This is a genomic window from Pallidibacillus thermolactis (assembly GCF_025660415.1).
Lineage (GTDB): Bacteria > Bacillota > Bacilli > Bacillales > Caldibacillaceae > Pallidibacillus > Pallidibacillus thermolactis.
In genome coordinates, this window is record NZ_JAOUSE010000011.1 from 1 (window position 1) to 26,606 (window position 26,606).

Here is a 26,606-nt window from a genome sequence, read left to right on the forward strand (position 1 = left end):
GCCACCATTTCCAATTGATTTCGATTATTGTCTGTACGCTTCGATAACATCCTAAATTTCCCCCGTTAACCAAGAATTCTATCCCTATTATACAAAAAAAGCCTGTAGATTTGGCCACTAGTTTAGGGACTTTGTCTACAAGCTGTAAGATCCTAATTAAGGATCTTTTTAAATTTTAAATGATTAATGATGATTTGAACACATTTTTCAAGTGAATGGGAGTTTGTGTCAATTATAATATCAGGATTTTTAGGTTCTTCATAAGGAGAAGTAAGACCAGTAAAATGTTTGATCTCTCCGTTGATGGCTTTTTTATATAAACTTTTTGGGTCACGTTTAACACAAATTTCAAATGGACAATAGACATAAACTTCTATAAATTCATCTTTGGAAAACAATTTTCGAACTTCCATGCGATCTTCTTCAAATGGAGAAATAAAAGCTGTTGATACTATCGTTCCGCTATCAACAAATAATTTTGCTACTTCACCAATTCTTCGAATATTTTCTTTCCGATCTGATATAGTAAAACCTAAATCTTTATTAAGTCCGTGACGAATATTATCTCCATCAAGAACATAACTTTGAAAACCTTTTTCGAATAAATAAGCATCAATTGCATTGGCTAAAGTTGACTTGCCAGATCCTGATAAACCTGTAAACCATAAAACACAACTTTTATGACCATTTTTTAGGTGACGATCTTTTTTACTTATAGAATGCTCGTGCCAAATAATATGATTTTTTGCTTTCATCGGTTGACTCCTTAAACTTTTTGTTTAAGTCCTTTCATTAAAACGTGAATGACTTCTGGACGACTAAATTCCTTAGGCGGTTTAACACCTTCTTTTAACATTGTACGTACCTTAGTACCTGAGAGCATTATACGGTCGTTTTCATGATGGGGACAAGTTTTGGAAGAAGCCATATTCTCACATTTTCTACAATAAAAACTATGCTCAAAAAATAATGGTTCGATACCAAGTTCTTCTTTAGTAAAGTGAGAAAATATTTTTTGTGCATCATAAGTTCCATAGTAATTCCCGACACCAGCATGGTCTCGGCCAACTATAAAATGGGTACAGCCATAATTTTTTCTCACAAGTGCATGAAAAATAGCTTCACGAGGACCAGCGTAACGCATGGCAGCTGGAAAAACAGATAATAAAACTCTGTTTTTTGGGTAATATTTTTCTAGTAAGACTAAATAACTTTCCATACGGATTTCACTTGGAATATCGTCCGGCTTGGTTTCACCAACAAGAGGATTGAGAAATAAGCCGTCTACTATTTCTAAAGCAGATTTTTGTATATATTCATGAGCACGATGGATTGGATTACGGGTTTGGAAGCCAACGACTGTATTCCAGCCTAACTTAGAGAACATTTCTCTAGTTTCATGTGGATCTAAGTAAAACTCCATAAATTTTTTTTTGGGTATTTTTTTTATCAATGTCACAGGACCTGCAATATAAAAATCATCTCTGTTAAATAGTTTTTTTACCCCCGGATGATTTAAATCTTCTGTTTGATAAACGTAAAGGGCTTCTTTCTTTTTATTCGGCTTAAAAATATCAGTCACTGACATTACACCATAAATTTCGTTATTAAAAGCTAAATTTACAGTATCCTTACGTTCAATCTTATTGGCAGTTTTTTTATCAACAGCAAGTGTAATTGGGAGGGACCACGGAAGGTTATTCGGCAAACGCATTGATTCAACAACTGAATGATATTCTTTCTCATCCATAAATCCAGTTAAAGGACTGTATGCACCATTAGCAATGAGTTCTAGGTCACTTAGTTCTTGTGATGTTAAATGTACAACTAAATTGTCCATATTAGGATTATAATGGTAATTGATTTGTTGGATTAATTTTCCACCATGAGGTACACTTAAACTCATGATTATACCTCCAATCTTATATACTTTCACTTTCCAAATGTAATCCGCACTCTATTTTCGTTTGGCCAGCCCATCTACCGGCCCGCCAATCTTCATTATCTTTTACTGGACGTGTACAAGTAGCACATCCTATACTTGGATAACCTTGATCATGCAATGGATTGTATGGCAAATGATTTAATCGAAGATAAGTTAATACATCGTCCCAAGTCCAGTGGATCAAAGGACAAATTTTTATTTTTTTAAATCGATTATCTTTATTAATATATTCGGTATTTCTCCTAGAAACGGTCTGTTCCCTTCTTAGACCTGATATCCATGCATCATAATCTTGTAATACTTTTTCTAACGGGTCTATTTTTCGTAGTTTACAACAAAGGTTAGGATTAGTTTCCCAAAGAGCATTACCAAATTTTTTCGCTTGTTCATGAAGAGTTAAATTTGGTTTTATCAATTCTATTTGCAGATTTGGGTAGAGACATTTGATTTGATCAATTAATTTGTAAGTTTCATTAAAATGTAATCCAGTATCTAAAAAGACGACTTTGGCATTTTGTTTTACTTTGCTAATTAAATCAATTAAGACGATACCTTCTGCACCAAAACTACAAGAATAAACAATTCGATCACCATATTCTTTATACGCCCATTTTAAAACATCTAAATAATCAGGTAATTGCTTTAAAATAGATGATACTTTCTTATCATCCCATGTTTCATATAATATTTGAGACATTCAGTTCCCTCCTAAACCTAGATCACAATCGTATTCAACTCATTGTTTAGCAAATTAATTTGGTTCATGTAGTCAACTGAACCTGTTTGTACATACGAAAGGAAGGCTCGTATCCAAGATCCATGTCCAAATATGAGCACATGTTGTTGATTTTTATATTTTTGTAAAAACAATTTAATTCTTCTTTCTAAATCTGTAATTTGTTGACCTAAAATAGAATTTTTTGGATCATGAATCCAAAGTTCCCCAGCATCTTTTATTAACTGTTGTTTCAATTTCCCTTCGTATCTACCGAAGTCTAATTCATTTAACAAGCTATCAGTTTCTGGTTGAAACCCATAGGCTTCTGCAGTCTGTTGTGTTCTTACTAAAGTACTGGATAAAATAACTGTAGGCGGTAGGAGAGTATTTAATTTTTCTTTATTTTTTTCAATTTCAAGTTGCAATGATTTTGATATCGGTAATATTGGAATATTTTGTTTTCCTTGTAATTTTTGATTTTGATTCCATTGCGTTGGTAAATGTCGAATTAGAGTTACTTGCATTTTTAATCCTCCAAAAAAAATGTTTCACTTCGTAATCCACAGCGCTCCGCTTCCAATATGAGAACATCCTCAGGTTTTACATTACCTAGATTTACATTTGCACCAATTTGATTAATGAAAAACATTTGCTGCTTTGCTGTTGGTGCTTCAAAAATAATTCGATTTATATTTACATTGCTTGTAAGTTCTTGAAACACATCCATCCTTACTTGACCGTTCGTTTGATAAATACCGGCTGTACCAGATTGGCGGCCCTCAGTAATGCAATATTGGCTACCTGCATCGAGCAGTGAATACATTTCATTGATCCAATCTTCTGTTGATAGTGCTTTGTTTGAATCTTTTGAACCTACTTCTGCTAAAACATTAAATTCATGTTTCAAATTTTTTATGATGTTTATTCTTTCTTCTAATGGAATGTCAATAGTGCCACAAGAAATTTCGATCCAATCCACTTTTTGTGAATGTAAAAAATCTACAAATTCAGCTAGTTTATTTTGATGGTAACATTTTTCAAATAACGTTCCGCCAAAATAAGGTATGACATTATGATTTTGATAAAGTCGAATTTTTTCCGATAAGTTCGGTGTAATATAAGCAGTACCAATGCCGATTTTCGCAAAATCGATAAGTTCACTATAATCTTTTAGTATCGAAGATAACTGATCAATCGTTAATCCTAAATCTATAATGGACGTAATGCCGAATTTTCGTACACCAGTTGTTCTTTTTGGTAATGTTAAAAAATTCACTGCCAACCACCTCGCATTTCTAAAGATAAATTATTCAATAATTAGGCATTTGTGTAGAATTACAATTATTTTAAGCAAAAATAGGCAAACACCTAATTGTGATATGGAAATATTTCTATAGTATAACTTGGTTTTACATTCAAAAAATAAATTTGTAATCAGTATATTTTCACTCAGGAGGAATCCCTTTGACCAAACAAAAACATAAAGGGCTTACGATTGCCGCAATTGGATCAATTCCATTAATTTTAGTATTAGGAAATTCAATGTTAGTTCCGATATTACCGGATCTAAAAGAAAAATTACATATCACTGAATTTCAATCTAGTTTAGTCATCACTGCATTTTCCATTGCAGCTGCAATAACAATCCCAATTTTAGGTTATTTATCAGACCGATTCACAAGAAAATCCGTTGTTATTCCTGCTTTAACGTTATATGGTTTAGGAGGGTTGCTTGCCGGTATAGCAGCAGCTTGGTTTGCACCTAACCAAACTTTTATTTGGATTTTAATCGGAAGAATTATGCAGGGTATAGGGGCAGCAGGGACAACATCAATGGCGATGGCACTAACAGGAGATTTATTTAAAGGAGGAGAACAAAGTAAAGTTCTCGGCATTGTTGAAGCATCAAATGGATTTGGAAAGGTCATTAGTCCGATTATAGGTTCTTTATTAGCTCTTCTTTTTTGGTATGCAGCATTTTTTGCTTTCCCAATCTTCTGTTTCATATCCATCATGTTGACCATCTTCTTCATAAAAGAGGAGAAAGAACCGAACAAAGAAACGACGATCAAACAATATTTTAAAGGCTTAGGTACCGTTTTTCGTACAGAAGGCAAGTGGCTTTCTATCGCATACTTAAGCGGTGCTACTTGTTTATTTACACTTTTTGGGATTCTTTTTTACATTTCAGAAGTATTAGAAACAAATTACAGCATTGATGGTATTTTAAAGGGCGGGATATTAGCTGTTCCATTATTATTTATGACTACAACATCTTTAATTACTGGAAGTAAAATTGGGAAAAATTTATTTTTAATGAAAAGATTAATCGTATTAGGATTAATTTTAATGACACTATCATTTTCATGCCTCATTTTCTTTGATAAAAAATTGATACCGTTTTTTTCTATCCTTATTGTTTCAAGTATAGGTACGGGGTTAGCATTGCCATGTATTAATAGTTTAATTACTGGATCAGTGTCAACTGAAAAACGTGGATTTGTTACATCTATTTATGGATCTGTTCGCTTTTTAGGAGTCGCATTCGGCCCACCACTATATAGTTCACTTATGAATTGGTCAACAACCGGCATGTTCTTAACAACTGCAGGTTTGACATTAGTTGTTGCAATACTTTGTATGTTATTTATTAAGGTGAAAAAGAGCGGGGAAGGAAAAGAAGATAAGAAAAAAACGAAACAGATAGATAGCTTATTTGAAAAGTTACAGTTAACGTAATATTCATAATAAAAAAAGTTGGAGGAGTGAATCAATTGGAAATCTTTTTTTCTCCGGAAGTGATGCACCAATCTTTTCAAATATTAAATGTTGTAGATTCGAAAGAAAAAGCAGTCGGAAACGTTGCCTTTATGTTCGATGAGAAGAAAATTTATGTATATGGAATTGTTGAGGAAGAAGGGGTTACAGAAAATTTCCGAAGCATTGTTCAACCTTATATAAAAGGAATTGCAAGTGCCCATCCGGAGTTAGAAGTATATTCTTGTCTTTATGTCGGGTGTAAAAAGATTAGTATCAATACGGAAGAAGATGACAAAAAAGATAAACAAAAACAGCAGGAATAAAGCACATTGACAATTCAGCATGCATGCACAAAGCAGTGATCAAATCAATTAATTTGTATCACTGCTTTGTTTTTTATTGATTCATTATACAATTTGGGAAGCTAATTATTCATTAGCCTTAATTTTATGATCTAGCTCCTCTAATAAATCACCTATTTTTCGATTATGAATTACTTCATCGGCAAATGAATCAAATTCAGTTGGCTCCAAATTCACAATAACTAATTTTGCGCCATTTTGTTTGGCGATAAGTGGAAACTGGTTTGCGGGAGTAACAGATAGAGAAGAACCAAGTACAATAAAGAGTTCCGCTTTTTCGGATTCCATTAATGCCTTTTGGAATGCTTCTTGAGGTAGCATTTCACCGAATAAGACAATATTCGGCCGTAATACACCTCCACACTGACAGAATTGTTGTTTTACAAAAGTTTCGCTATCGACTTCTTTCTTACAACTTTGACAATGAAACTTTTGTAACGTCCCATGTAATTCTGCAACTTGCTTACTTCCCGCTTCTGTATGGAACCCATCTACATTTTGAGTTATAATTGATTGAATAATCCCAGCTTTCTCCCATTTTGCTAAAATGAAATGTCCTTTATGAGGCCCATATTGTTTCACACCTAGTACTCGTTCTTTGTAAAACTCAATAAATTCTTGGACATTTTCGTTTAATGCTTCTGTTGAAGCAATCTTACTTGGATTTTTCTTGCGCCACAACCCATTGTTTGACGAACGAAAGTCTGGCAAACCACTTTCTGTCGACATCCCAGCTCCTGTAAATACAACTGTGTATTTAGATTCCTTCAGCCAATTTTGTAACATATTTGCCTCCTACCAATATCAAATTATCTATATATATATATTATACGATTGTTTTGTTAACGTTGAAATGCTAATGACAGAAGCGTTTATATTGAAAGGATGAATACATTAAAATGAAAAAGAAACTTGATTAAACTTATAAAAAAATTTGCTTCACAAGTGCATATGTTATATATCCTGTTAAACTGCCTAATAAAATCCCAACTAAAACATCAGAAGGGTAATGAAGTCCTAGAACAATTCTTGATATGGCAACACTAAAGGCTAGAAAAAGTAAAAGTGTAGAAAACAATAATGTAGGACTATATAATACAAACGGAATAAAGACAGAAAAGATCGCAGTTGAATGACCAGACGGAAATGATGGATCCTTTAATGGTTTATTCGTTACATAAATTTCATTCAATACAACGTACGGTCTTTTCCTAGGGAAAAACCGTTTTACTAATTGAACTATGATATGACTTATCGTTAAAGAGATAGCACTTGCTTTAGCGGTTAGTTGAAGCGATCCATTCGACATTATTAACATTAAAGATACGGCAATGATCATAAACATAGCTCCACCAAGGTGAGTAATAAAACTGAAATATCGATTTGCCATTTTTTTATTATAATTTCGATTGATAGTATAGAATAGCTTTAATTCAATTTGTTGTATTACGTAGACATAGCGCATGACTTTTCCTCCCTTCAATATAAATATAAACAATAATGATTATGAAAAGGATAATTTAATTTTAAAATTTATGGATCATTTATTACAATTTAAATAACAAATGTATGAAAGTGAAGTAGTACCTATTTGCATGTTAAACTTTAGGAGAAGGAACGATTGAATGAGATCTATAAGCAACATAATCGATTGTTTATAGTAAAAATTGACATAATAAAACCTTTTTGTTTATAATTTTATTGGAAAATTAGCACTCAAAGAAAAAGAGTGCTAATTTCATTTTCAAAAATAGAAAGATTTATTGGAGGGAGTGTGCTTCATGGAGAAAAAAGAATTTCATGCCGAATCGAAAAGACTTCTAGAAATGATGATTAACTCCATTTATACGAAAAAAGAAGTTTTTTTACGTGAATTAATTTCTAATGCTAGTGATGCAATTGATAAAATTTATTATAAAAGCTTAACCGATGACTCTCTTTCCTTTAACAAAGACGACTATTACATAACCATTACACCAAATAAAGATGATCGGACATTAACCATTAGTGATACCGGAATCGGAATGACAAAAGAAGAGTTAGAGTCTAACCTTGGTACGATTGCCAAAAGTGGTTCATTAGCCTTTAAAAAGGAAAATGAAATAAAAGACGGGTTTGATATTATTGGTCAATTTGGTGTAGGATTTTATGCTGCGTTTATGGTCGCAAAAAAAGTTACTGTATTAAGTAAATCTTTAAATAGCGATGACGCATATAAATGGGAATCTTCAGGAATTGATGGTTATACAATTGAAAAATCCGAAAAAAACAATGTTGGAACAGATATTATTTTAACTTTAAAAGAGAATACGGATCAGGATAATTACGATGAGTTTTTAGAAGAATGGCGCATAAAAGAAATCGTTAAAAAGTATTCCGACTTTATCCGTTATCCGATAAAAATGGAAGTTACAAAACGTAAACCGAAAGAAGAAGACAGTAATGAATATGTTGATTATAAAGAAGTAGAAACCTTAAACAGCATGGTTCCAATTTGGAAGAAAAATAAAAGTGAGCTCAAAGACGAGGATTATGAAAACTTCTATAATGAAAAACATTTTGGTTTCGATAAACCATTAAAACATTTACACATCAAAGTTGATGGAACAATCCGTTACGACGCTATTTTATATATACCGGAAATGGCTCCTTTTAATTTTTACACAACTGATTATGAAAAAGGATTGGAACTTTATTCAAATGGCGTCCTCATTATGGAAAAATGTGCTGACTTACTACCTGACCATTTTAGCTTCGTAAAAGGACTTGTCGATTCACCGGATCTTTCCTTAAATATTTCACGCGAAATGTTACAACAAGATCGACAACTAAAAGTTATAGCGAAAAATATTAAAAATAAAATTAAACGGGAACTGCTAAACCTATTAAAAAACGAACGTGAAAAATATGAAAAGTTCTATGATGCCTTTGGACGTGTTCTAAAATATGGCGTTTACAATGATTTCGGGGCACATAAAGAAGATTTACAAGACTTAATTATGTTTTATTCTTCTAAAGAGAGAAAACTTGTTACATTAGATGAATATGTGTCTCGAATGCCAGAGGAGCAAAAATATATTTATTATGCTACAGGTGACTCGATAGAGCGGATTGAGAAGTTGCCACAGACTGAGTTAGTTGCCGATAAAGGATTTGAGATTCTTTACTTTACAGAAGACGTGGATGAATTTGCTATAAAAATGTTAATGAAATATAAAGATAAAGAATTTAAATCTGTTTCAGATCGTAATTTAGGGATTGAATCTTCTGATGAAAAACAACAAATAGAAGATGAAGAAAAAGAAAATAAAGGTTTATTTGAACATATGGCAAAAGTACTAGAAAATAAAGTTAAGAAAGTAATAGCATCAAACCGTTTAAAAACCCATCCAGTATGTTTATCTACGGAAGGGGACATTACAATTGAAATGGAAAAAGTGTTAAACGCGATGCCAAATAACCAAGGTTTGAAGGCAGACAAGGTATTAGAAATTAATACAAACCACGAGGTCTTTCAAGCCCTTAAAAATGCCTATATAAATGATAAAGAGAAATTAGAACTTTATACAAAACTATTATTTAATCAAGCATTACTTATTGAAGGTTTACCAATTGAAGATCCGGTAGAGTTCACAAATGATATGTGTAAAGTGATGGTATAATTTGCAGGTAAACTGTTCTGTACTGATTCTTCCAGTACAGAACAGTTTTTTATTTTTCAGCTATTAAAAATTGTAAAACATAACACGAACTATTATAATAAAATTATAAATATTTTGATTTTTATAACAATAAATAAGGGGGGATTATAAAATGGGCGCAGATCTAAACTTACAAGGATTTAATATTATGTTAAAAAAAGTCCGCAGAAATACTTTAGGTGATATTTTGGCTCGAACACGGGCACGCTTGCCTAACAAATTTGCGATCGCTTACAAAGAAAATAGACTTACATACGCAGAATTAGATGACCTTGTAAATCAAACAGCCCATGCATTTTTAGATCATGGTATAAATAAAGGCGATATGATCGCTATCATGTCAAAAAACAGTCTCGACTTTGTGATTAGTGAATTTGCCTTAGCTCGAATTGGAGCGGTTATGGTGCCGATTAACTTCATGCTTAATGTGGAAGACGTCACCTATATTTTAAATCATGCTAAAGTCAGTGGACTTATTTCCTCGATAGAATGTGTTAACACACTTGATCAAGCTGCAAGTGGTTTAGCAATAAAATCACGATTTTTAATGGATGTTCTTATAGATGAAAGCTTTAATGATAAATTAACTGATTGGACACCTTTATCCGTTGCACGTCAAGGTCAACCAGCAGATTTTGTTGATAATGATATAGATAATGAAGATGTAGCCCATGTTCTTTATACAAGTGGAACTGAATCGCGTCCAAAAGGTGTCATGTTAACCCACGATAGTATTATTAGTGAGTATGTAAGCTGTATTGTAAGCGGTGGCATGGCAGAAGATGATGTATGTATACATGCATTGCCTTTCTATCATAGCGCCCAACTCCATTGTTTTTTAGGTCCAAGTATTTATTTAGGTTCAAGTGGAATCATTCTTGAAGGAGCAAATCCAAAGATAATTTTAGAAACAATAGAAAAGGAAAAAGCAACACAATTATTTTGTCCCCCAACCGTTTGGATTAGTTTACTGAGACATCCGGATTTTGTAAAACGAGATTTATCGTCCTTAAGAAAATGTTATTACGGAGCAGCGATTATGCCAAAGGAAATTTTAAAAGAACTAATGGAAAGATTGCCCCAAGCAAAGTTTTGGAACTTCTATGGGCAGACCGAAATCGCACCGTTAGGAACCATTTTATCCCCAGAAGATCAATTACGGAAATTAGGTTCGGCTGGAAAGCCAAGTTTAAATGTCCAAACAATTATCGTCGATGAGAATGGAAAAGAAGTCCCACGTGGAAAAATAGGAGAGATCGTACATCGAACACCACATGCTATGAAAGGTTATTTACATGATCCAGAAAAGACCAAAGAGGCATTTAAAGGGGGATGGATGCATAGTGGTGATTTAGGTTATATGGATGAGGAAGGTTATATTACAATAGTAGATCGAAAAAAAGATATGATAAAAACCGGTGGAGTGAATGTTTCAAGTCGTGAGGTTGAAGAAGCAATTTATCAAATCAATGGTGTTTCTGAAGTAGCTGTAATCGGTGTACCAGATTCATATTGGATAGAAGCGGTGACTGCAATTATTGTCCCGAAAGAGGGTTCTATATTGACTAAAGATGATGTTTTTGCTTATTGCCAAAAGCATTTATCTAAATTTAAACAACCGAAATATATAGTCTTTACCCATGAATTACCAAAAAATCCAAGTGGTAAGGTTTTAAAAAGAGAGTTGAGAGAGATTTATAAAAATATAGCAGAACAATCATACTAGCATAAGGCGGGGACTGAGTGCTAAACAGTCCCTTTTATTTATGATAAAACACTACAAATGTTTAGATTATTTCGTAAAAAGAATGTTTACATAATGGCAAAACCTAAAACAAAAAGAATATGCTGCATATTATTCTCCATAAGTTGAATTTACTCCTAATTAAAAATCATGAAAAGTTATTACAACATGTCAATGAAACTTATAAACTACTAAAAAATACTACCGTACAACAAGCAAATTTTTGTTATAGACAAGGAAAGTGGAATGTTAAAAAAGTGATCGGCCATATTCAGATACAGAATGTATATCCCGTGTCCCGTGGTGAAAAAGCAAAACTTTCTGGGCACAATCAAGACGAATTTGTAAAAGAAATAAAGTTTGACTGTTACGATTTAACAAATATTAACGGATTTTAACAATGTACGGATAGTAACAATTGGCTGCTTAAAAACACTAAGAGAAGATGTAGGGGCTTATTGGTGAAATATTAACAAAACTGATATGACGGTTCGAGCTCTAGTAATTATTATTGTGGGACATGAAATCCATCCTCAAAACATTTTGAAAGAGCGTTATTTTAGCACCAGTACTTTCCAAAATAAAAAAGAAAAGGTGGTACGATGCCAACGCATCCTTTATTCAGCCGGATTTTCCTCCACGGCAATTTGATAAGCATCAAGTATATTTGAACTTTTATTTGGATCACTTACAGGTACTAAATATTGTTCTCCTTGATCTTCTTCTATTTTTGTAAGGAACATTGAATTGTCTTCTTTACGGATGAGAGCAAAGGATTCATCATCCACATCAAACAACGCTTCAATAAAAAATTCAGTTTCCTCACCTTTCTCATCAATAATAGTTACTGAATCTCTTAATTTTATCACCATAAAAGTTCCTCCTATTATGGAATCTGCTTACTTCACACAAAAAATGTTTAATCTAATATAATTTAATGGGGGTGATAGATTGAAAAGTCCTATGAAAGCAGCCTTTGTTGTATTTAGCTTAATTTGTATAGGCATTCCTGTCATATTCTTATTTATATCTATTTTTACAAATAATTGGCAATTCTTTTATATAGGGATCCTTGCTGCATTTTTCAGTAGTATGCCAACAGGATTAAATTTTATTCTTGATTTTCATGAAAAAAGATACAAAAATAAGAAAAAATAATAACTAAAAATAGTTCGTGACAAATTTATCATAATGAATATCATGAATTGCTGTAAATATCTGGTACAATAATATCGATTATAGTCAATATTAGCAGTAAAGGATGCGTTAAATGGAAATGACCATAACATTTTTGATTTTAATCATCACGATTCTATTATTTATTAGCGGTAAAATACGAGCGGATTTCGTTGCATTATTATCCTTATTAGCATTAGTTCTATTTGGTATCATAAGTACAGAAGAAGCTTTAGCCGGGTTTGCTAATTCAACCGTAATTATGTTGGCTGGTTTATTTGTTGTCGGCGGTGGTATTCTTCGTACAGGGTTAGCACAAAAAGGAAGTCAATTTATATTACGCTTTTCAGGGAATAATGAAACAAAATTATTTATATTGTTAATGATCGTTGTAGCAATTGTGGGATCATTCATTAGCAATACCGGCACTGTTGCAATTATGTTACCGATTGTCATTGGAATTGCTATGAGTATGAAAATGAGTACGTCGAAGTTTTTAATCCCACTAGCATTTGCAGCTAATTTATCTGGATTTATGACACTTATTTCAACTCCTACCAATCTTTTAGTTAACCAAACATTAGAGGCGAATGGTTATGAAGGACTTAGATTTTTTAGCATAACGCCAATCGGTATAATCGCATTTATCATTGGTATTACGTACTTATTGCTCGTACGTAATTCGCTAATGCCTAAGGATTATCAAAAGCAATTATCAAATAAAAAAAGATTAACGCCGAACACATTAATTCAACAATATCAATTATCCGAAAACATACATCGGATTTTTGTACCAGAACAATCATCGATTGTTAATAAAAAACTGAAAGAATTGAAATTAACAACTGACTATCACCTCGTTGTTTTGAAAATTGAAAGAAAAATGAATGAAGGTTTACATTTATTGCCAAGTTCGCTTCATCAAGAGATGGCCGGACCAAACAGTAAGATTGAAGCGAATGATATTTTATATTTGCAAGGAACACCGAAACAAATTGCGAAATTCGCGGTAGATTTTGACTTAGAAATTCAAAAACATGATGAAAACGAAAAATTAGTATCAAATAAAATTGGAGTCGTTGAAGTATTATTACAACCAAATTCTACATTAATAAATAAGACAGTATCTGAATCCAGCTTTCGCAAAAAATATAATTTAAATATCGTTGGTATAAATCGGAAAGGAAAATTTATCTCAGAAAATATTTCTGACGTACGACTCCGATTTGGCGATGCACTGTTAGTACAAGGTTCGTGGGAAGATATAGAATTTTTATCAAATGACACAAGTGATGTCGTTGTTGTCGGGAAACCTGCAGAAATTGCCTCTCAAGCAACAGCGAGCGGAAAGGCTCCGGTAGCAGCTGGCATTTTACTTTTAATGGTAACCTTAATGATTTTTAATGTTTTTCCTACGGTCGTCTCTGTTATTATCGCGGCAATTTTAATGGTCTTAACAGGGTGTTTACGGAATATGGACGATGCTTACGGCCAAATTAATTGGCAATCTGTTATTTTAATTGGCGCCATGTTACCTTGGTCAACGGCGTTGGAAAATACAGGGGGAATGACTTTAATTTCTAATGGAATCATCGCTCTTTTAGGAGGCATTGGGCCAATCGGAGTGTTAGGTGGACTATATATTGCCGCTACGATTTTCGGTCAAATTATGAGTAATACAGCAACTACTGTATTATTTGCACCTATTGCAATGAAAGCAGCTATTGAAATGGGCGTTAGTCCCTATCCAATGTTAATAGGAGTAGGAGTCGCAGCATGTATGGCTTTTTCTACACCATTTTCTTCACCAACAAATGCTTTAGTTATGACCGCAGGAAATTATAAATTTATGGACTTTTTCAAGGTCGGTTTACCATTGACTTTAATCATGTCTGTAGTTATGGTGATTATCATTCCTATTCTTTTTCCGTTTTAAAAATAAAAAGAAGAAAGGAATTTATAGGTTGGAGTGGATACACGATGGACATAATGGCCAATATTGAAAAATAACGATCATTTCGATCATTATTCATCCAATTTCTGTGGACATCTGTACGGAAGGATATTTTGAAGTTCTAATCGTAGCAGGGCTATTACATAATACAGTTGAAGTTACAAATTTAAAGAAGATCTGAATTTATTTCTTGCAATTTTATAAAGTCAGTAAATATTATTGATCGACCAGATTTTTTATGCTATATTACAATTAATTAATAAAAGGAGGGTTTTCCTAGTGCATTCAATCAGACTACGCTTCTAATCTTTGAACAATGAACTTAATACGTTCAAAGGCTCTGTTTGTGCATGCAGAGTAGATGGGAGTAGTCTGTCCTTTTTAGGAAGCCCTTATATCGGTTTTCTGTGAAGGAGGCATTTTCGCCTGCTTCTTTTTGTGATAAGAATAAAATTATACAAATCGCTTTCATTCTTGCTTTTTAACAAATTGCATAGAATGAAAAATTTATTATGTTCTTTTCACAATATGTTTGTAACTCATGTTATACGGGAATCATATACTTCCATTTACAAACGATCGCACAGGCAGAAGCCTGTGTATTTTTTTGCTCTTTAAAAGGAGGACACAAGAAAATCCCATATATTTTAGCTATTGAAAGGAGAATGGTTTGTAATGATGGAAGTAAGGAAAAAAGCGGTTGTGGTTGGAGTTCATATCAACAACAGTAACGATGACGAGTTTACCGAATCGATGCAGGAACTACATGAGCTTGCTTACGCTTGCAATTATGATGTGGTAAGTGAACTAACACAAAAATTGGATAAAGTTAATAAAGCCCATTATATTGGTAGGGGAAAACTGGAGGAATTGAAAACATTAATTGATGAAGTTCAAGCTGAAATAGTCATTTTTAATGACGAGCTGTCACCTTCACAAATTCAAGTATTGGAAGATGAGGCGGAAGCAAAAGTAATTGACCGTACAATGTTAATTCTTGATATTTTTGCCAGTCGTGCAAAAACAAAAGAAGCTAAACTTCAAGTGGAAATAGCTCAATTAAAATATATGCTTCCCCGGCTAGTTGGTCAAGGAGTTTCAATGGGAAGACAAGGTGGTGGTGCGGGTTTAAAAAACCGTGGTGCCGGTGAAACAAAACTTGAACTAGATCGTAGAAAAATTGAAACGAAAATAGCAGAACTATCAAAAGAGTTGAATCAACTTGTAAAACAAAGGGAAACGCAACGGAAAAAGCGGAAGAAAAATCAATTCCCAGTTGTTTCATTAGTCGGATATACGAACGCCGGTAAATCTACGATTATGAATGCAATGATTGACAAGTATAATCCGTATTCAAAAAAGAAAGTATTTGAAAGAGATATGTTATTTGCAACATTAGATACAACAGTCAGACAAATATCTCTTCCAGATAATAAACAATTTTTACTGGCAGACACTGTTGGTTTTGTAAGTAAGTTGCCACATCATTTAGTTAAAGCTTTTCGCTCGACATTAGAAGAAGTAAGGGAAGCGGATTTATTAATTCATGTCGTCGATATTGCAAACCCTAATTATGAAAAGATTATTGAAGTAACTAACGAGACATTAACTGAAATTGGTGTAACTGACATCCCAGTAATTTTTGCTTATAATAAAGCGGATTTAGCTCGTATTTCATATCCAAAAATTGAAGATAATCGTATCTATCTATCTGCAAAACAAAACAAAGGAATTGACGAGCTAGCAAAATTAATCTGTCAATCTATTTTCACAGATTACATCCAATGTGAAATGCTTATTCCATATCATTTAGGTCATATCGTATCTTACTTCAATGAAGTAGCGCATATTAAAGATACAACTTATGAGGAAAACGGTACAAAAATAATAATGGAATGTAAACAAAAGGACTTAGAAAAATATAAAGAATTTGTGATAAAGATCGGAGAAAACGAAATATAAATAGAGGAAGTGAATTAATGAATACAACCGATGGAAAATTAATGTCCAAATGGAAACGTAACGCAGTTATTTTCCTTGGAAGTCAAACACTTTCCCTTTTTGGCTCATCACTCGTACAATATGCCATACTCTGGTATATTACATTACAATCTCAATCAGGGATTATGATGACGATCTATATTATATGTGGTTTTATCCCAACATTCATTTTGTCGCCATTTGGTGGAGTGTGGGCAGATCGATATAATCGAAAGTTTTTAATCATTGTAGCCGACGGTATAATTGCTGCGGTAACGTTATTCCTTGCTATTCTTTTTCTCTCTGGATACGAAGCGATGTGGCCATTATTTTTAGTTTCAGCTATACGAGCATTAGGAGCCGGTATTCAAGGACCCGCAATCGGAGCCATATTACCGCAATTTATTCCTAAAGATAAATTAACTAAAGTTAATGGTGCAAATGGGAGTATTCAAGCAGTCGTTACCTTAATTTCACCAATGGTAAGTGGTGCCTTATATTCGATAACAACGATTGAGATGATATTTTTTATTGATGTCATCACTGCTATATTGGCAATTAGTGTGTTAATATTATTTCTACGAATACCAGCACATGAAAAAGCAAAAGAAATCCAAAAAATTAGTTATTTTGCCGACATGAAACTCGGCCTAACTTACATTAAAAATCACGCTTTTTTAAAACAACTATTTGCCTTTTTAGCTATATTCTTTATTTTGCTAGCACCCGTTTCTTTTTTAACCCCATTGCAAGTTGCCAGAAGCTTTGGTGAAGATGTGTGGCGATTAACCGCAATTGAAATGGCTTTTGCTATTGGCATGATACTTGGTGGTATTGTGATTGCTTCATGGGGTGGTTTTAAAAACAAAATTCACACTATTGGATTTTCATTATTTGTGTTTGGCTTCTGTACGTTTGCACTCGGTATCGTTCCATTCTTTTGGATCTACTTACTATTAATGGGAATTGCCGGTATATCTATGCCGATATTAAATACTCCAGCAATGACCCTTTTACAAGAAAAAGTAGACGGCGATTATTTAGGTCGAGTATTTGGTGTAATGAATATGATTTCAACATCAATGATGCCTTTAGGAATGTTAATATTCGGACCAATTTCAGATTATATTAAAATTGAATGGCTGCTAATTGGTACAGGACTTGTCATGTTCTTCGGAACAATTCCTTTTATTAGAAATAAAATGTTAGTCGAAGCTGGGAAGCCAGTATCAGAATCTTAATTGAGGTGGAGAAGTTGTCAAAACGAGAACAAAGTGCAACATTAGTGGAGAGTTATGTGAATATTTTTCAATGTCCAATATGTGGCAGTTCTATGTATGTTGCGGAATTAAAAAGTATTAAATGTTCAAAAAATCATAGTTTTGATTTAGCAAGACAAGGATATTTAAATTTACTTATAACTCCGACAAAAACGAAGTATGATAAACAATTATTTGAATCACGCAAATATTTAATGGGGGAACACTCATTTTTCGAACCCGTAATTTCAAAAATTTATGAGTTTATTGAAACCTATACAAATCAAAACAAACTAACGATTTTAGACACAGGTAGTGGTGACGGCTCTCATTTAGCAAAGATTCGAAAATTATTAGTTGATGCTGGTAAAGATGTAAATGGAGTTGGTATTGATATAGCAAAGGAAGGAATATTAGTTGCAGCCAAATATTATCCAAAACTTGTTTGGTGTGTAGCTGATTTGGCAAATACTCCTTTTCGAGACAAATCATTTCATGTTATTTTAAATATTTTATCACCATCGAATTATCAAGAGTTTAACCGTATACTTCATGATGATGGCATCCTTATTAAAGTTGTCCCAAGGAGTGATTATTTAAAAGAAGTAAGGACATTCTTTTATAACGATTCAGAAAAACAATTGTATTCAAATGATGATATCATTCGTCATTTTAAAGAAAGAACGCAACTGTTACATCAGGAAACTGTAAAATATATGGTAACACTAAATAAAGATGCAATAAAAGCACTTGTAATGATGACCCCATTAACATGGGGTATAGATGAAAACAAAATTGACCAGTTTTTAAGAAAAGGTTCAGCGAAGATTACCGTTGACGTTGATATTTTAATAGGTAGTAAAGTATAATTTACATTCCCCCAATACGTAAGATCTTTTCCTCGTATTGGGGGGTTTTTGGTTGTATTTTTTTAAAAAATATAATATTCTGTAAATATATTCATAATTTTTTAATTATATGATTAGTAAAGTATAGGTATGACAAGATTGAAGGAAGAATTGAATAGTGGGAAAGTTTAAAACTAAAGAAATCAAAATGATTATATAAAGTTATTTTTTATATTTAATGTTAATAAGAAAGGGGAAGAGGACAATAATCAATTAGTTTACATAATATTATTATTCGGTGTAATTTTATTTGCTTAATTCAGGGATTAAGAAAGACCAGATACTAAAAATGCACGAAAATAGGTTTTTAGAAAGAAGGTTCGAGAGTGGGAGCCATTATTTTATTTTTCCTTTGCATCATTAAAAAGTGAGAGAGGACAAAAGTTATTAAAAAGATATGATGTTTCAGAGAAACTAAATCGGTTAATCGTAATTGAAACAATGTATCAATTTATAGCAAATAACCGTTATAAATGGTTTGGAAAAAAGAAGACATGCATCGTTCCAAAACCTGAAGTGCGCAAACGATTTTTGTAATCTTGTAGATATATAAATTTTGTTCTAAGCTTAGATTACGATTATTTGAATGAAAAGGAAGATGGCTATGAAATTTCGTAAAATCTCATATTATATAGAAAAAATTTTAATTGCAATCGTCACCTGTTTTGGAGCCAGTCTTCTTTTTAATTTGATTATTATACCTTTAGGGAATGCAGAAAACCATTTACTCATTCACTTTCTTGATGGATTACTCGGAATTTTTCTTTACTTATTACCTTTGTTTATTATTTGGTTTTTTCCAATTAGTTTTTTTATTGATGGTTTAAACTTAAAGTACAAATTAAGTCGGTTAAATATTATCAAATTTCAACTATATAGCGGTATCATATTAGCATTAGCTTTCAACTTTATTTTTGACAATCATTTTAACCTATTGCTATTAATTATTTATTTTTTCATTAGTTTTTTATCTTCGGTCATATTCTACTTTTTGAATTCAATCGGTAATCGAATGCTCAATTGAAAGTGGAGCTGTAAAAAACGAAAGAATAATTTAACCTTAAGCCTTGCAAATGACTAGATGTTCATATGGCTTAAGGTCATATCTTTAAATCCGCTTCGCTCAATAACGACAAAAAAATATTAGTTTATCACGGGAAGATTGTTATTCTATCTTTTCCGTTTAGAGTTTAGGGAGGAAGTGCTCCGTTTTTTCACTTTATCCAATTCAACCATCACAGCTACAGTTCGATCATCAATTTCACTTACTTGGAGAATTTTTCCTTTACGACCTTTAATTTTAATCGCTTCACCAACAGATGGTGCATTGGCTAAAAACTGACTTAGTACAATTTCTTTCCCAATATAAAAATGAAAAACCTTCATCGTGACTCCTCCAGCAAAATAATTCATTTCATGAACAACATATGATATGCGAGAGGCAAAATAATTGACACAATAAATAATGCTATTTTTACTTAAACAAAAGGGGAAAGGGATTAAGAAGCTTTAGATATTTTAATTTATTTTTTAGTTAACATAACATAAATTATAGGAAGTGGAATAAAGAAAGAATAAAATTTTCTCATTAATGAAGTATACTTGATATTTTGAGATGAAAGAAATTTACACAGATATGAATTATAATCTATTTTAATAAAACAATTTTTATTAAAATTAAAACGATCTCAAAGAATCATAAATTTTAATTTTGATTCTGGATTTCTTTTTATATATCTTATCTCTCTTTTTCTAAATTTCTATCCGTATGGACAAAATTTTTATTCTATTTAAGTTTAAGTTCGCTTAACTGCTTCATAATGTATGTAACATATAACTAATTGTTTTATTTTGCTTAGTTTACATAATGTTATTATTTAGAATATTCCTCTCTAACAACTCAAATCGATTCCAATAGATTACGAACATACATTCGTTTGACGCCAGGTAATAACAGTCTTCTACAAACGTTATAGAATGCTTTTTTAGTCGGTTTGAACAGTTCTTTATAGCAACATGAATACTGATCACACCATTCTTTTTTAACTACTTCTTGCAATCCTAAAATGCCACCATAAACTTTTTTCGCCATCTGAAAGATCCTTTTTGGTGCGACCCTTTATATGTGATCAAAAGCAATTACTGATATCAAATTAAAAATATCAACCTTCAGTAGAAATCTGAAGGTTATAATATATCGTTACGTTCATATGCATGTTATACAAATAAACTAGATGATCTTTTATACTTTAATAACAATTTTCTAGGTGTACTGAAGTATTTCGGCTGTTTATATTGCTCTAAATCGGAATCAACCTTTACATAAATCGGTGCATCTAACAACCACGGAAAATCTTTATAAAATTTTATATCGCCTAAAACGATAATGGTTAAATACTTTTCGATCTTGTCGTTCCGTTCTTCTACAGTCATTCCATCAAGATGATCGTCTAGATTCATCGTAACAGTTATTAAATAAAAACCAGATTGATATGTCCAAAATGCTAAAATTTTACGATCTTCTTCCGAATACTTATGATTATCAAAACGATCTCCGATTGAAAGGTGTAAATCATTTGAATGTTTTGTATGGATGAGGGTATATCGTCTTCCATCCACAGGGCGTGAGGCTGTTGCTGGAGGTAATATCGTAATACTAATGTTAGATAACTCCAAATTTTTCATCCCATTACCCCTTTCCGTATCAATATAGATGATTAGTATTATATTATATGTAAAATTACTCAGTTTTGACACGGAACAGAAACTTCGGGCAAAAAAAATAAGGTTAAACCAGTTGTTCAACCTAAGGATTCGGAAAATCTTTTATTTATAATAGTGATTGATTTCAACTATTTAATTTCTTGTACTAAACAAGAAGTAACTTTTCTGCTTCAGTTTCACTAATGTTCTGACTCATACTAATTTCTTTTATTAAAAATCCATGTACTTTTGTTAATAGTGATTTTTCGTTTGCGTTTAGAGGTTTTTCTTTATTTTTTTCCATTAAATATTTATAAATTAAGCAATTGTCTTTTATGTCTCCACCTTTAATTTTTTCCATGATCAATTGATATTTGTCCTTCCACGGAACATCGATATCAATATCTTTATACGGTAATTCTGATAAAATTTGTTGTAAAGTATTTTTATCGGTAATCGGTCTTAAGCCTAATTTTGCAGCTTTATCAACAGGTATCATGACATTCATATTACTAGCTGGTATTTGAATCAAGTAGTAGGTTTGTACTTTTCCAAGCACTTCTTTTTCTTCGATTGCCTCAACAATTCCAACACCGTTCATAGGATAAAAAACTTTTTCACCAACTTTAAACAATCGTATCCCTCCTAGCGTTAATAATTATATTATAACACATTATTAGAATTTGAACAAAATATATTAATATACTATTTTTTACTAAATTTGTCAACCGAAAAATATTTTACAAAAGTTCAAACTAACAATAATCCAATTGTCGTTGTTTACCGAATAACCGAATAATTGATAAAAAAAGCTGACAAAAGTCAGAACTTAGAATTGTTCATTCTACTTTTGCCAGCTTTATCATCAGAATTTTATAAATGGTTATTCTGTATCACGATGATCAATGCCTTTTTCCATTTCTAGTTTAACCGGTTCTTCTATCAATTTGTGAATTTTTATCACACTTCCCGCTTCTTCTTCATCAATAAAGAATGATCCATTGGAGTAACGATCATTTTTTCTTAAACTTCTTACCTCAATTTGTTCCCTCATCTCTTTTTGAGATATTATTTCAATTGTTTCATCCTCTTTTGCAATAACAAAACCGATCGTCCGGTGAGGGTTTGCTTTCAGTTCGCGTAACATAAGTAAGCCGCGTTTTGCTCGCGATAAAATATCGAATTCTTCTATAGCCATACGTTTCACTGAACCACGTTGTGTCGCTAACACAATTGACTCATTTATTGGGTCTATAATTATTTTTCCAGCAGTCACATAATCGTCATCTTTAAGATTAATTCCTTTAACACCTGCTGCACGAACGCCGATTGGATTTACTTCCTCACTGAGAAAACGTAGCCCATAACCTAGATAAGTACTCAAAAATATTTCTTCATGACCGTCAATGAGATGAACATCGAGAAGCACATCATCCGGTTTTAAATTCATTGCGATTAACGGTTTCGTATAGCGTTGTGCTTGATATAAACGTAATTCAGATTTCTTTACCATCCCATGTTTCGTTACAAAGAATAAATACTTCGGTTTTTCAAAATCCTTTACTGGTATAATCGAAATAATCTGTTCTTCACTTTCAATCGAACGTAATGTGGAGATATGTTGTCCCATATCTTTCCAACGTTTATCTGGCAATTCATGAACAGGTATATATAGATAATTTCCTTTATTTGTAAATAACAGCACTACATCCATCGTATTCATTTCATAAGATGCAAGTAAATAGTCAGTTTCTTTCATACTATAGTCATCAATACTTGAAGCACTATAAGAACGTAAACTAGTTCTTTTTACATAGCCATCTTTCGTAACCGTTACAATCACATCTTCACTTGCAACAAGCGTTTCAATACTAATTTTTAGTTCTGATACCTTTTCCTCAATTTTTGACCGTCTTTCGTCTGCATATTTTTTCTTAATTTCTCTCAATTCTTTTATAATTACTTTTTCCAATTTCGCTTCACTAGCCAAAACCTCATTTAGTTCAGCTACTAATTTATTTAATTCATCTAATTCCTTTTGTAATTGAGTAATGTCTGTATTGGTAAGACGATAAAGTTGCAAGGAAACGATTGCTTCCGCCTGTGCTTCTGTAAATTCATATTTCTCAATTAAATTGTTTTTGGCGTCCCGTTTATCTTTAGAAGCGCGAATCGTAGCAATCACATCATCAAGAATGGAAATGGCTTGAATTAACCCTTCAACAATATGTAATCTTTCTTTTGCTTTCCGTAATTCATATTGTGAACGTTTCGTTACTACATCCTTTTGATGAGCAATATAAGCATCTAGTAGATTTAGAAGATTCATTAATTTTGGACGACGATTGTAAATCGCAACCATATTAAAATTATATGTTACTTGAAGATCCGTATTTTTATATAAATAGTTTAAAATTCCTATACTATCAGCATTCTTTTTTAACTCAACAACAACCCGTAACCCTGTCCGATCTGTTTCATCACGAACTTCAGAAATTCCTTCGACCTTTTTGTCTATTCGGATTTCATCAATTTTCTTTACCATTTGTGCCTTGTTAACATCATAAGGAATTTCGGAAATAACAATTTGTTCCCTTCCCCCACGCATTTTTTCGATTTCTGCTTTACCACGGATAATGATTTTACCGCGACCGGTTTCATAAGCCTTCTTAATCCCATCAATTCCTTGGATAATTGCACCAGTTGGAAAGTCAGGACCTTTAATAATTTTCATTAAATCATCAACCGTGGAGTTGGGATGTTGCATACGGTAAATCGCTCCATCAATCACTTCTCCTAAATTATGAGGAGGAATATCCGTTGCGTATCCAGCGGAAATGCCTGTTGAACCATTTAATAACAAATTAGGTAAACGTGCTGGTAAAACCACAGGTTCTTCTTCGGTATCATCAAAGTTTGGAACCCAATCAACGGTCTCTTTTTCAATGTCACGCAATAGTTCCGTACTAATATTAGAAAGTCTTGCCTCTGTATAACGCATAGCTGCAGGAGAATCACCGTCTATGCTACCGTTATTTCCATGCATTTCGATTAAAACATTGCGCATTTTCCAATCTTGACTGAGTCGAACCATCGCTTCGTATACTGATGAATCACCATGTGGGTGATAGTTACCGATTACATTACCAACAGTTTTAGCTGATTTACGGAAAGGCTTTTCAGACGTATTACCAGCAATATGCATCGCATATAAGATACGACGTTGTACAGGCTTTAGCCCATCTCTTGCATCAGGTAGTGCACGATCTTGGATAATATATTTACTATAGCGACCGAATCGATCACCAAATACATCTTCCAGAGGCATTTCAATTAAATGTTCTTCTTTTTTTGCAGACATTATTCGTTCACCTCATTTGCATTAAACTGCTCAATTTGGAAGTTTTGATTGTCTAATATACTTCCTTCTTCCTCCATACCAAAATCCACATTCGATTCAATCCATTTTCGACGCGGTTCTACTTTATCACCCATTAATGTCGTGATTCGCCGATCTGCACGAGTAAAATCATCAATTCGAACGCGAATTAATGTTCTTGTTTCCGGGTTCATTGTTGTCTCCCACAATTGTTCAGCATTCATTTCACCTAACCCTTTATATCTTTGAATGACATAGCCTTTGCCAAATTGTTTAAGGACTTGCTGTAATTCTTCATCGGTCCAAGCATATTTAATTTGTTCTTTTTTTCCACTACCTTTACTTATTTTATATAAAGGAGGCATAGCAATATAGACTTTACCTGCTTCAATTAACGGTCTCATATATCGATAGAAAAACGTTAATAGCAAAATTTGAATATGCGCACCGTCCGTATCCGCGTCGGTCATAATAATAATTTTATCGTAATTCGATTCTTCAATATTAAAATCTGCCCCGACTCCCGCTCCAATTGTATAAATAATCGTATTTATTTCTTCATTTTTCATAATATCTGCAAGTTTTGCTTTTTCTGTATTGATTACTTTACCTCTTAAAGGTAATACAGCTTGAAAACGACGGTCTCTTCCTTGTTTTGCCGAACCGCCAGCAGAATCCCCTTCAACTAAGAAGAGTTCATTTTTATTTGGATTTTTCGATTGGGCAGGAGTAAGTTTACCTGATAAAAGTGTTTCTGATCTTTTTCGTTTTTTTCCAGACCTGGCTTCTTCTCTCGCTTTTCTTGCTGCTTCACGTGCTTGCTGTGCTTTTATAGCTTTTTTTACAAGCATCGTACTAATTTCTGTATTCTCTTGCAGATAAAACGATAACTGTTCCATGACAAAAGATTCAACAGCAGTTCTGGCTTCACTTGTGCCCAGTTTCCCTTTCGTTTGTCCTTCAAATTGAAGAATCTCTTCTGGAATTCGAACCGAAATAATAGCGGAAAGCCCTTCTCTAACATCAGCTCCATCTAAATTTTTATCCTTTTCTTTTAACAAGTTCATTTGTCGAGCATATTCATTAAATGCTTTCGTTATAGCAGATTTTGCACCTGATTCATGGGTTCCGCCATCATTTGTCCGAACGTTATTGACAAAAGATAACATATTTTCCGAATAACCATCATGAAACTGAAAAGCAAAATCAATCTCGATATTATTTTGTTTGCCTTCAAAACTAACAACTGGATGAAGCGCCTCTTTATCTTCATTTAAAAATTTTATAAATGCTTCTAGTCCTGTGTCATATTGGAAGACCGCCGATTTATCTTCGCGTTCATCCATTATATCGATTCTTAATCCTTTTAATAAAAATGCAGATTCTTGTAATCTTTCACTTAGCAATTCATAATTAAAAACCGTAGTTGAAAAAATTGATGCATCAGGTTTAAAATGGATCGTCGTTCCTGTTTCCTTCGTTTTTCCTAGTTTTTCTAATGTTGTAACCGGTTTACCGCCATTTTCAAACCGTTGTCTATATATATAACCATCTCTTTTAATGGTAACCTCTAAAAATTCGGACAAAGCATTTACAACAGATGCGCCTACACCATGTAGACCCCCGCTCGTTTTATAACCACCTTGTCCAAATTTCCCGCCAGCATGTAATACTGTAAAAATCACTTCAGGTGTAGGTTTGCCAGATTTATGCATTCCGACCGGCATTCCTCGACCATGATCGATGACAGTAATACTATTATCTTTATGTATTTTGACGATAATGTGATCACCAAATCCAGAAAGAACTTCATCGACAGCATTATCGACAATTTCATAAACTAAATGATGCAGTCCTCTTGCATCCGTACTACCAATATACATTCCTGGCCGTTTTCGAACTGCCTCAAGGCCTTCCAGGACCTGGATAGAATCATCATTATATTCTGTTGGTTGAAAATTTGCCACAACCATTCCCCTTTCAACTATCAAAGTAATGCTAATTATAAAGGAAACAA

At 32.8% G+C, this 26,606-nt stretch carries 24 protein-coding genes; 10 read left to right on the forward strand and 14 right to left on the reverse strand.

Going from position 1 to position 26,606, the window contains the following annotated elements; genetic code table 11:
- Positions 1–152: 152 nt before the first annotated feature.
- From cysC to OEV82_RS05710, 5 genes are read right to left on the reverse strand one after another with little or no spacing between them, the layout of a single operon-like run.
- Entirely contained in the window at positions 153–755 is a 603-nt protein-coding gene (gene cysC, locus OEV82_RS05690) for an adenylyl-sulfate kinase (RefSeq protein ID WP_263061302.1), read from the reverse strand.
- A gap of 11 nt (positions 756–766) precedes the next feature.
- On the reverse strand, positions 767–1,906 hold the full coding sequence (sat, locus tag OEV82_RS05695; protein WP_263061303.1) for a sulfate adenylyltransferase: 1,140 nt from the start codon (positions 1,904–1,906) through the stop codon (positions 767–769).
- Positions 1,907–1,922: 16 nt separating this feature from the next.
- Complete coding sequence (locus OEV82_RS05700; protein WP_173658678.1) at positions 1,923–2,642, reverse strand: phosphoadenylyl-sulfate reductase; 720 nt, start codon at positions 2,640–2,642, stop codon at positions 1,923–1,925.
- A 17-nt stretch (positions 2,643–2,659) separates the two neighbouring features.
- Positions 2,660–3,187 (reverse strand): histidine phosphatase family protein, encoded by a 528-nt coding sequence (locus tag OEV82_RS05705; RefSeq protein ID WP_263061304.1) that lies wholly within the window; start codon positions 3,185–3,187, stop codon positions 2,660–2,662.
- A gap of 2 nt (positions 3,188–3,189) precedes the next feature.
- A complete protein-coding gene (locus tag OEV82_RS05710) occupies positions 3,190–3,939 on the reverse strand; it encodes a phosphosulfolactate synthase (RefSeq protein ID WP_173658680.1) in 750 nt (249 codons plus the stop codon).
- Positions 3,940–4,127: 188 nt separating this feature from the next.
- Between OEV82_RS05710 and OEV82_RS05715 the strand changes: the two genes are divergently transcribed.
- Together OEV82_RS05715 and OEV82_RS05720 are read left to right on the forward strand one after the other, a co-directional pair.
- Positions 4,128–5,402, forward strand: a complete 1,275-nt coding sequence (locus tag OEV82_RS05715; protein ID WP_263061305.1) for an MFS transporter — start codon at positions 4,128–4,130, stop codon at positions 5,400–5,402.
- Positions 5,403–5,428: 26 nt separating this feature from the next.
- Positions 5,429–5,746: a hypothetical protein gene (locus OEV82_RS05720; protein WP_263061306.1), complete on the forward strand. Its 318-nt coding sequence runs from the start codon at positions 5,429–5,431 to the stop codon at positions 5,744–5,746.
- Positions 5,747–5,851: 105 nt separating this feature from the next.
- Here the strand turns inward: OEV82_RS05720 and OEV82_RS05725 are convergent, their stop codons facing one another.
- Together OEV82_RS05725 and OEV82_RS05730 are read right to left on the reverse strand one after the other, a co-directional pair.
- Positions 5,852–6,571 (reverse strand): NAD-dependent protein deacylase, encoded by a 720-nt coding sequence (locus OEV82_RS05725; RefSeq protein WP_173658683.1) that lies wholly within the window; start codon positions 6,569–6,571, stop codon positions 5,852–5,854.
- A gap of 136 nt (positions 6,572–6,707) precedes the next feature.
- The gene (locus OEV82_RS05730; RefSeq protein WP_263061307.1) at positions 6,708–7,250 is read right to left on the reverse strand and encodes a phosphatase PAP2 family protein; all 543 of its coding nucleotides are present in this window, start codon (positions 7,248–7,250) and stop codon (positions 6,708–6,710) included.
- A 316-nt stretch (positions 7,251–7,566) separates the two neighbouring features.
- Here OEV82_RS05730 and htpG point away from each other — a divergent pair, with 316 nt between their 5' ends.
- Both htpG and OEV82_RS05740 read left to right on the forward strand, forming a co-directional pair.
- On the forward strand, positions 7,567–9,447 hold the full coding sequence (gene htpG / locus OEV82_RS05735) for a molecular chaperone HtpG (RefSeq protein WP_263061308.1): 1,881 nt from the start codon (positions 7,567–7,569) through the stop codon (positions 9,445–9,447).
- Between the two features lie 151 nt (positions 9,448–9,598).
- Positions 9,599–11,212, forward strand: a complete 1,614-nt coding sequence (locus OEV82_RS05740) for an acyl-CoA synthetase (protein ID WP_173658278.1) — start codon at positions 9,599–9,601, stop codon at positions 11,210–11,212.
- Between the two features lie 635 nt (positions 11,213–11,847).
- On the opposite strand, the gene OEV82_RS05745 is transcribed toward OEV82_RS05740, so the two are convergent.
- Positions 11,848–12,102, reverse strand: coding sequence for a DUF1292 domain-containing protein (locus OEV82_RS05745; RefSeq protein WP_263061309.1), 255 nt, complete (start codon positions 12,100–12,102; stop codon positions 11,848–11,850).
- A 79-nt stretch (positions 12,103–12,181) separates the two neighbouring features.
- Between OEV82_RS05745 and OEV82_RS05750 the strand changes: the two genes are divergently transcribed.
- The 6 genes from OEV82_RS05750 (at position 12,182) to OEV82_RS05775 (ending at position 19,531) form a co-directional block, all read left to right on the forward strand.
- Positions 12,182–12,388, forward strand: coding sequence for a hypothetical protein (locus OEV82_RS05750; RefSeq protein ID WP_173659350.1), 207 nt, complete (start codon positions 12,182–12,184; stop codon positions 12,386–12,388).
- Positions 12,389–12,500: 112 nt separating this feature from the next.
- The gene (locus OEV82_RS05755; protein WP_263061310.1) at positions 12,501–14,342 is read left to right on the forward strand and encodes an SLC13 family permease; all 1,842 of its coding nucleotides are present in this window, start codon (positions 12,501–12,503) and stop codon (positions 14,340–14,342) included.
- Between the two features lie 693 nt (positions 14,343–15,035).
- Entirely contained in the window at positions 15,036–16,322 is a 1,287-nt protein-coding gene (gene hflX / locus OEV82_RS05760) for a GTPase HflX (protein ID WP_173659346.1), read from the forward strand.
- Positions 16,323–16,339: 17 nt separating this feature from the next.
- Positions 16,340–17,581, forward strand: a complete 1,242-nt coding sequence (locus OEV82_RS05765; RefSeq protein ID WP_263061311.1) for an MFS transporter — start codon at positions 16,340–16,342, stop codon at positions 17,579–17,581.
- 5 nt (positions 17,582–17,586) lie between these two features.
- Positions 17,587–18,468, forward strand: a complete 882-nt coding sequence (locus OEV82_RS05770) for a putative RNA methyltransferase (RefSeq protein ID WP_263061312.1) — start codon at positions 17,587–17,589, stop codon at positions 18,466–18,468.
- Positions 18,469–19,111: 643 nt separating this feature from the next.
- On the forward strand, positions 19,112–19,531 hold the full coding sequence (locus OEV82_RS05775; protein WP_263061313.1) for a hypothetical protein: 420 nt from the start codon (positions 19,112–19,114) through the stop codon (positions 19,529–19,531).
- Positions 19,532–19,677: 146 nt separating this feature from the next.
- Here the strand turns inward: OEV82_RS05775 and OEV82_RS05780 are convergent, their stop codons facing one another.
- The 6 genes from OEV82_RS05780 to parE all read right to left on the reverse strand — a co-directional run bounded on the left by OEV82_RS05780 (position 19,678) and on the right by parE (position 26,556).
- Complete coding sequence (locus OEV82_RS05780; RefSeq protein ID WP_173659340.1) at positions 19,678–19,893, reverse strand: hypothetical protein; 216 nt, start codon at positions 19,891–19,893, stop codon at positions 19,678–19,680.
- 514 nt (positions 19,894–20,407) lie between these two features.
- Entirely contained in the window at positions 20,408–20,599 is a 192-nt protein-coding gene (locus tag OEV82_RS05785) for a hypothetical protein (RefSeq protein ID WP_173659338.1), read from the reverse strand.
- Between the two features lie 125 nt (positions 20,600–20,724).
- Positions 20,725–21,192, reverse strand: coding sequence for a staygreen family protein (locus OEV82_RS05790; RefSeq protein WP_263061314.1), 468 nt, complete (start codon positions 21,190–21,192; stop codon positions 20,725–20,727).
- Between the two features lie 184 nt (positions 21,193–21,376).
- Entirely contained in the window at positions 21,377–21,844 is a 468-nt protein-coding gene (locus OEV82_RS05795; protein WP_173659334.1) for a CarD family transcriptional regulator, read from the reverse strand.
- Positions 21,845–22,093: 249 nt separating this feature from the next.
- Entirely contained in the window at positions 22,094–24,571 is a 2,478-nt protein-coding gene (parC, locus tag OEV82_RS05800; protein ID WP_173659332.1) for a DNA topoisomerase IV subunit A, read from the reverse strand.
- Positions 24,571–26,556 (reverse strand): DNA topoisomerase IV subunit B, encoded by a 1,986-nt coding sequence (gene parE / locus OEV82_RS05805; RefSeq protein ID WP_263061315.1) that lies wholly within the window; start codon positions 26,554–26,556, stop codon positions 24,571–24,573. Before parE ends, parC begins: the two co-directional genes overlap by 1 nt.
- Between the last annotated feature and the right edge of the window lie 50 nt (positions 26,557–26,606).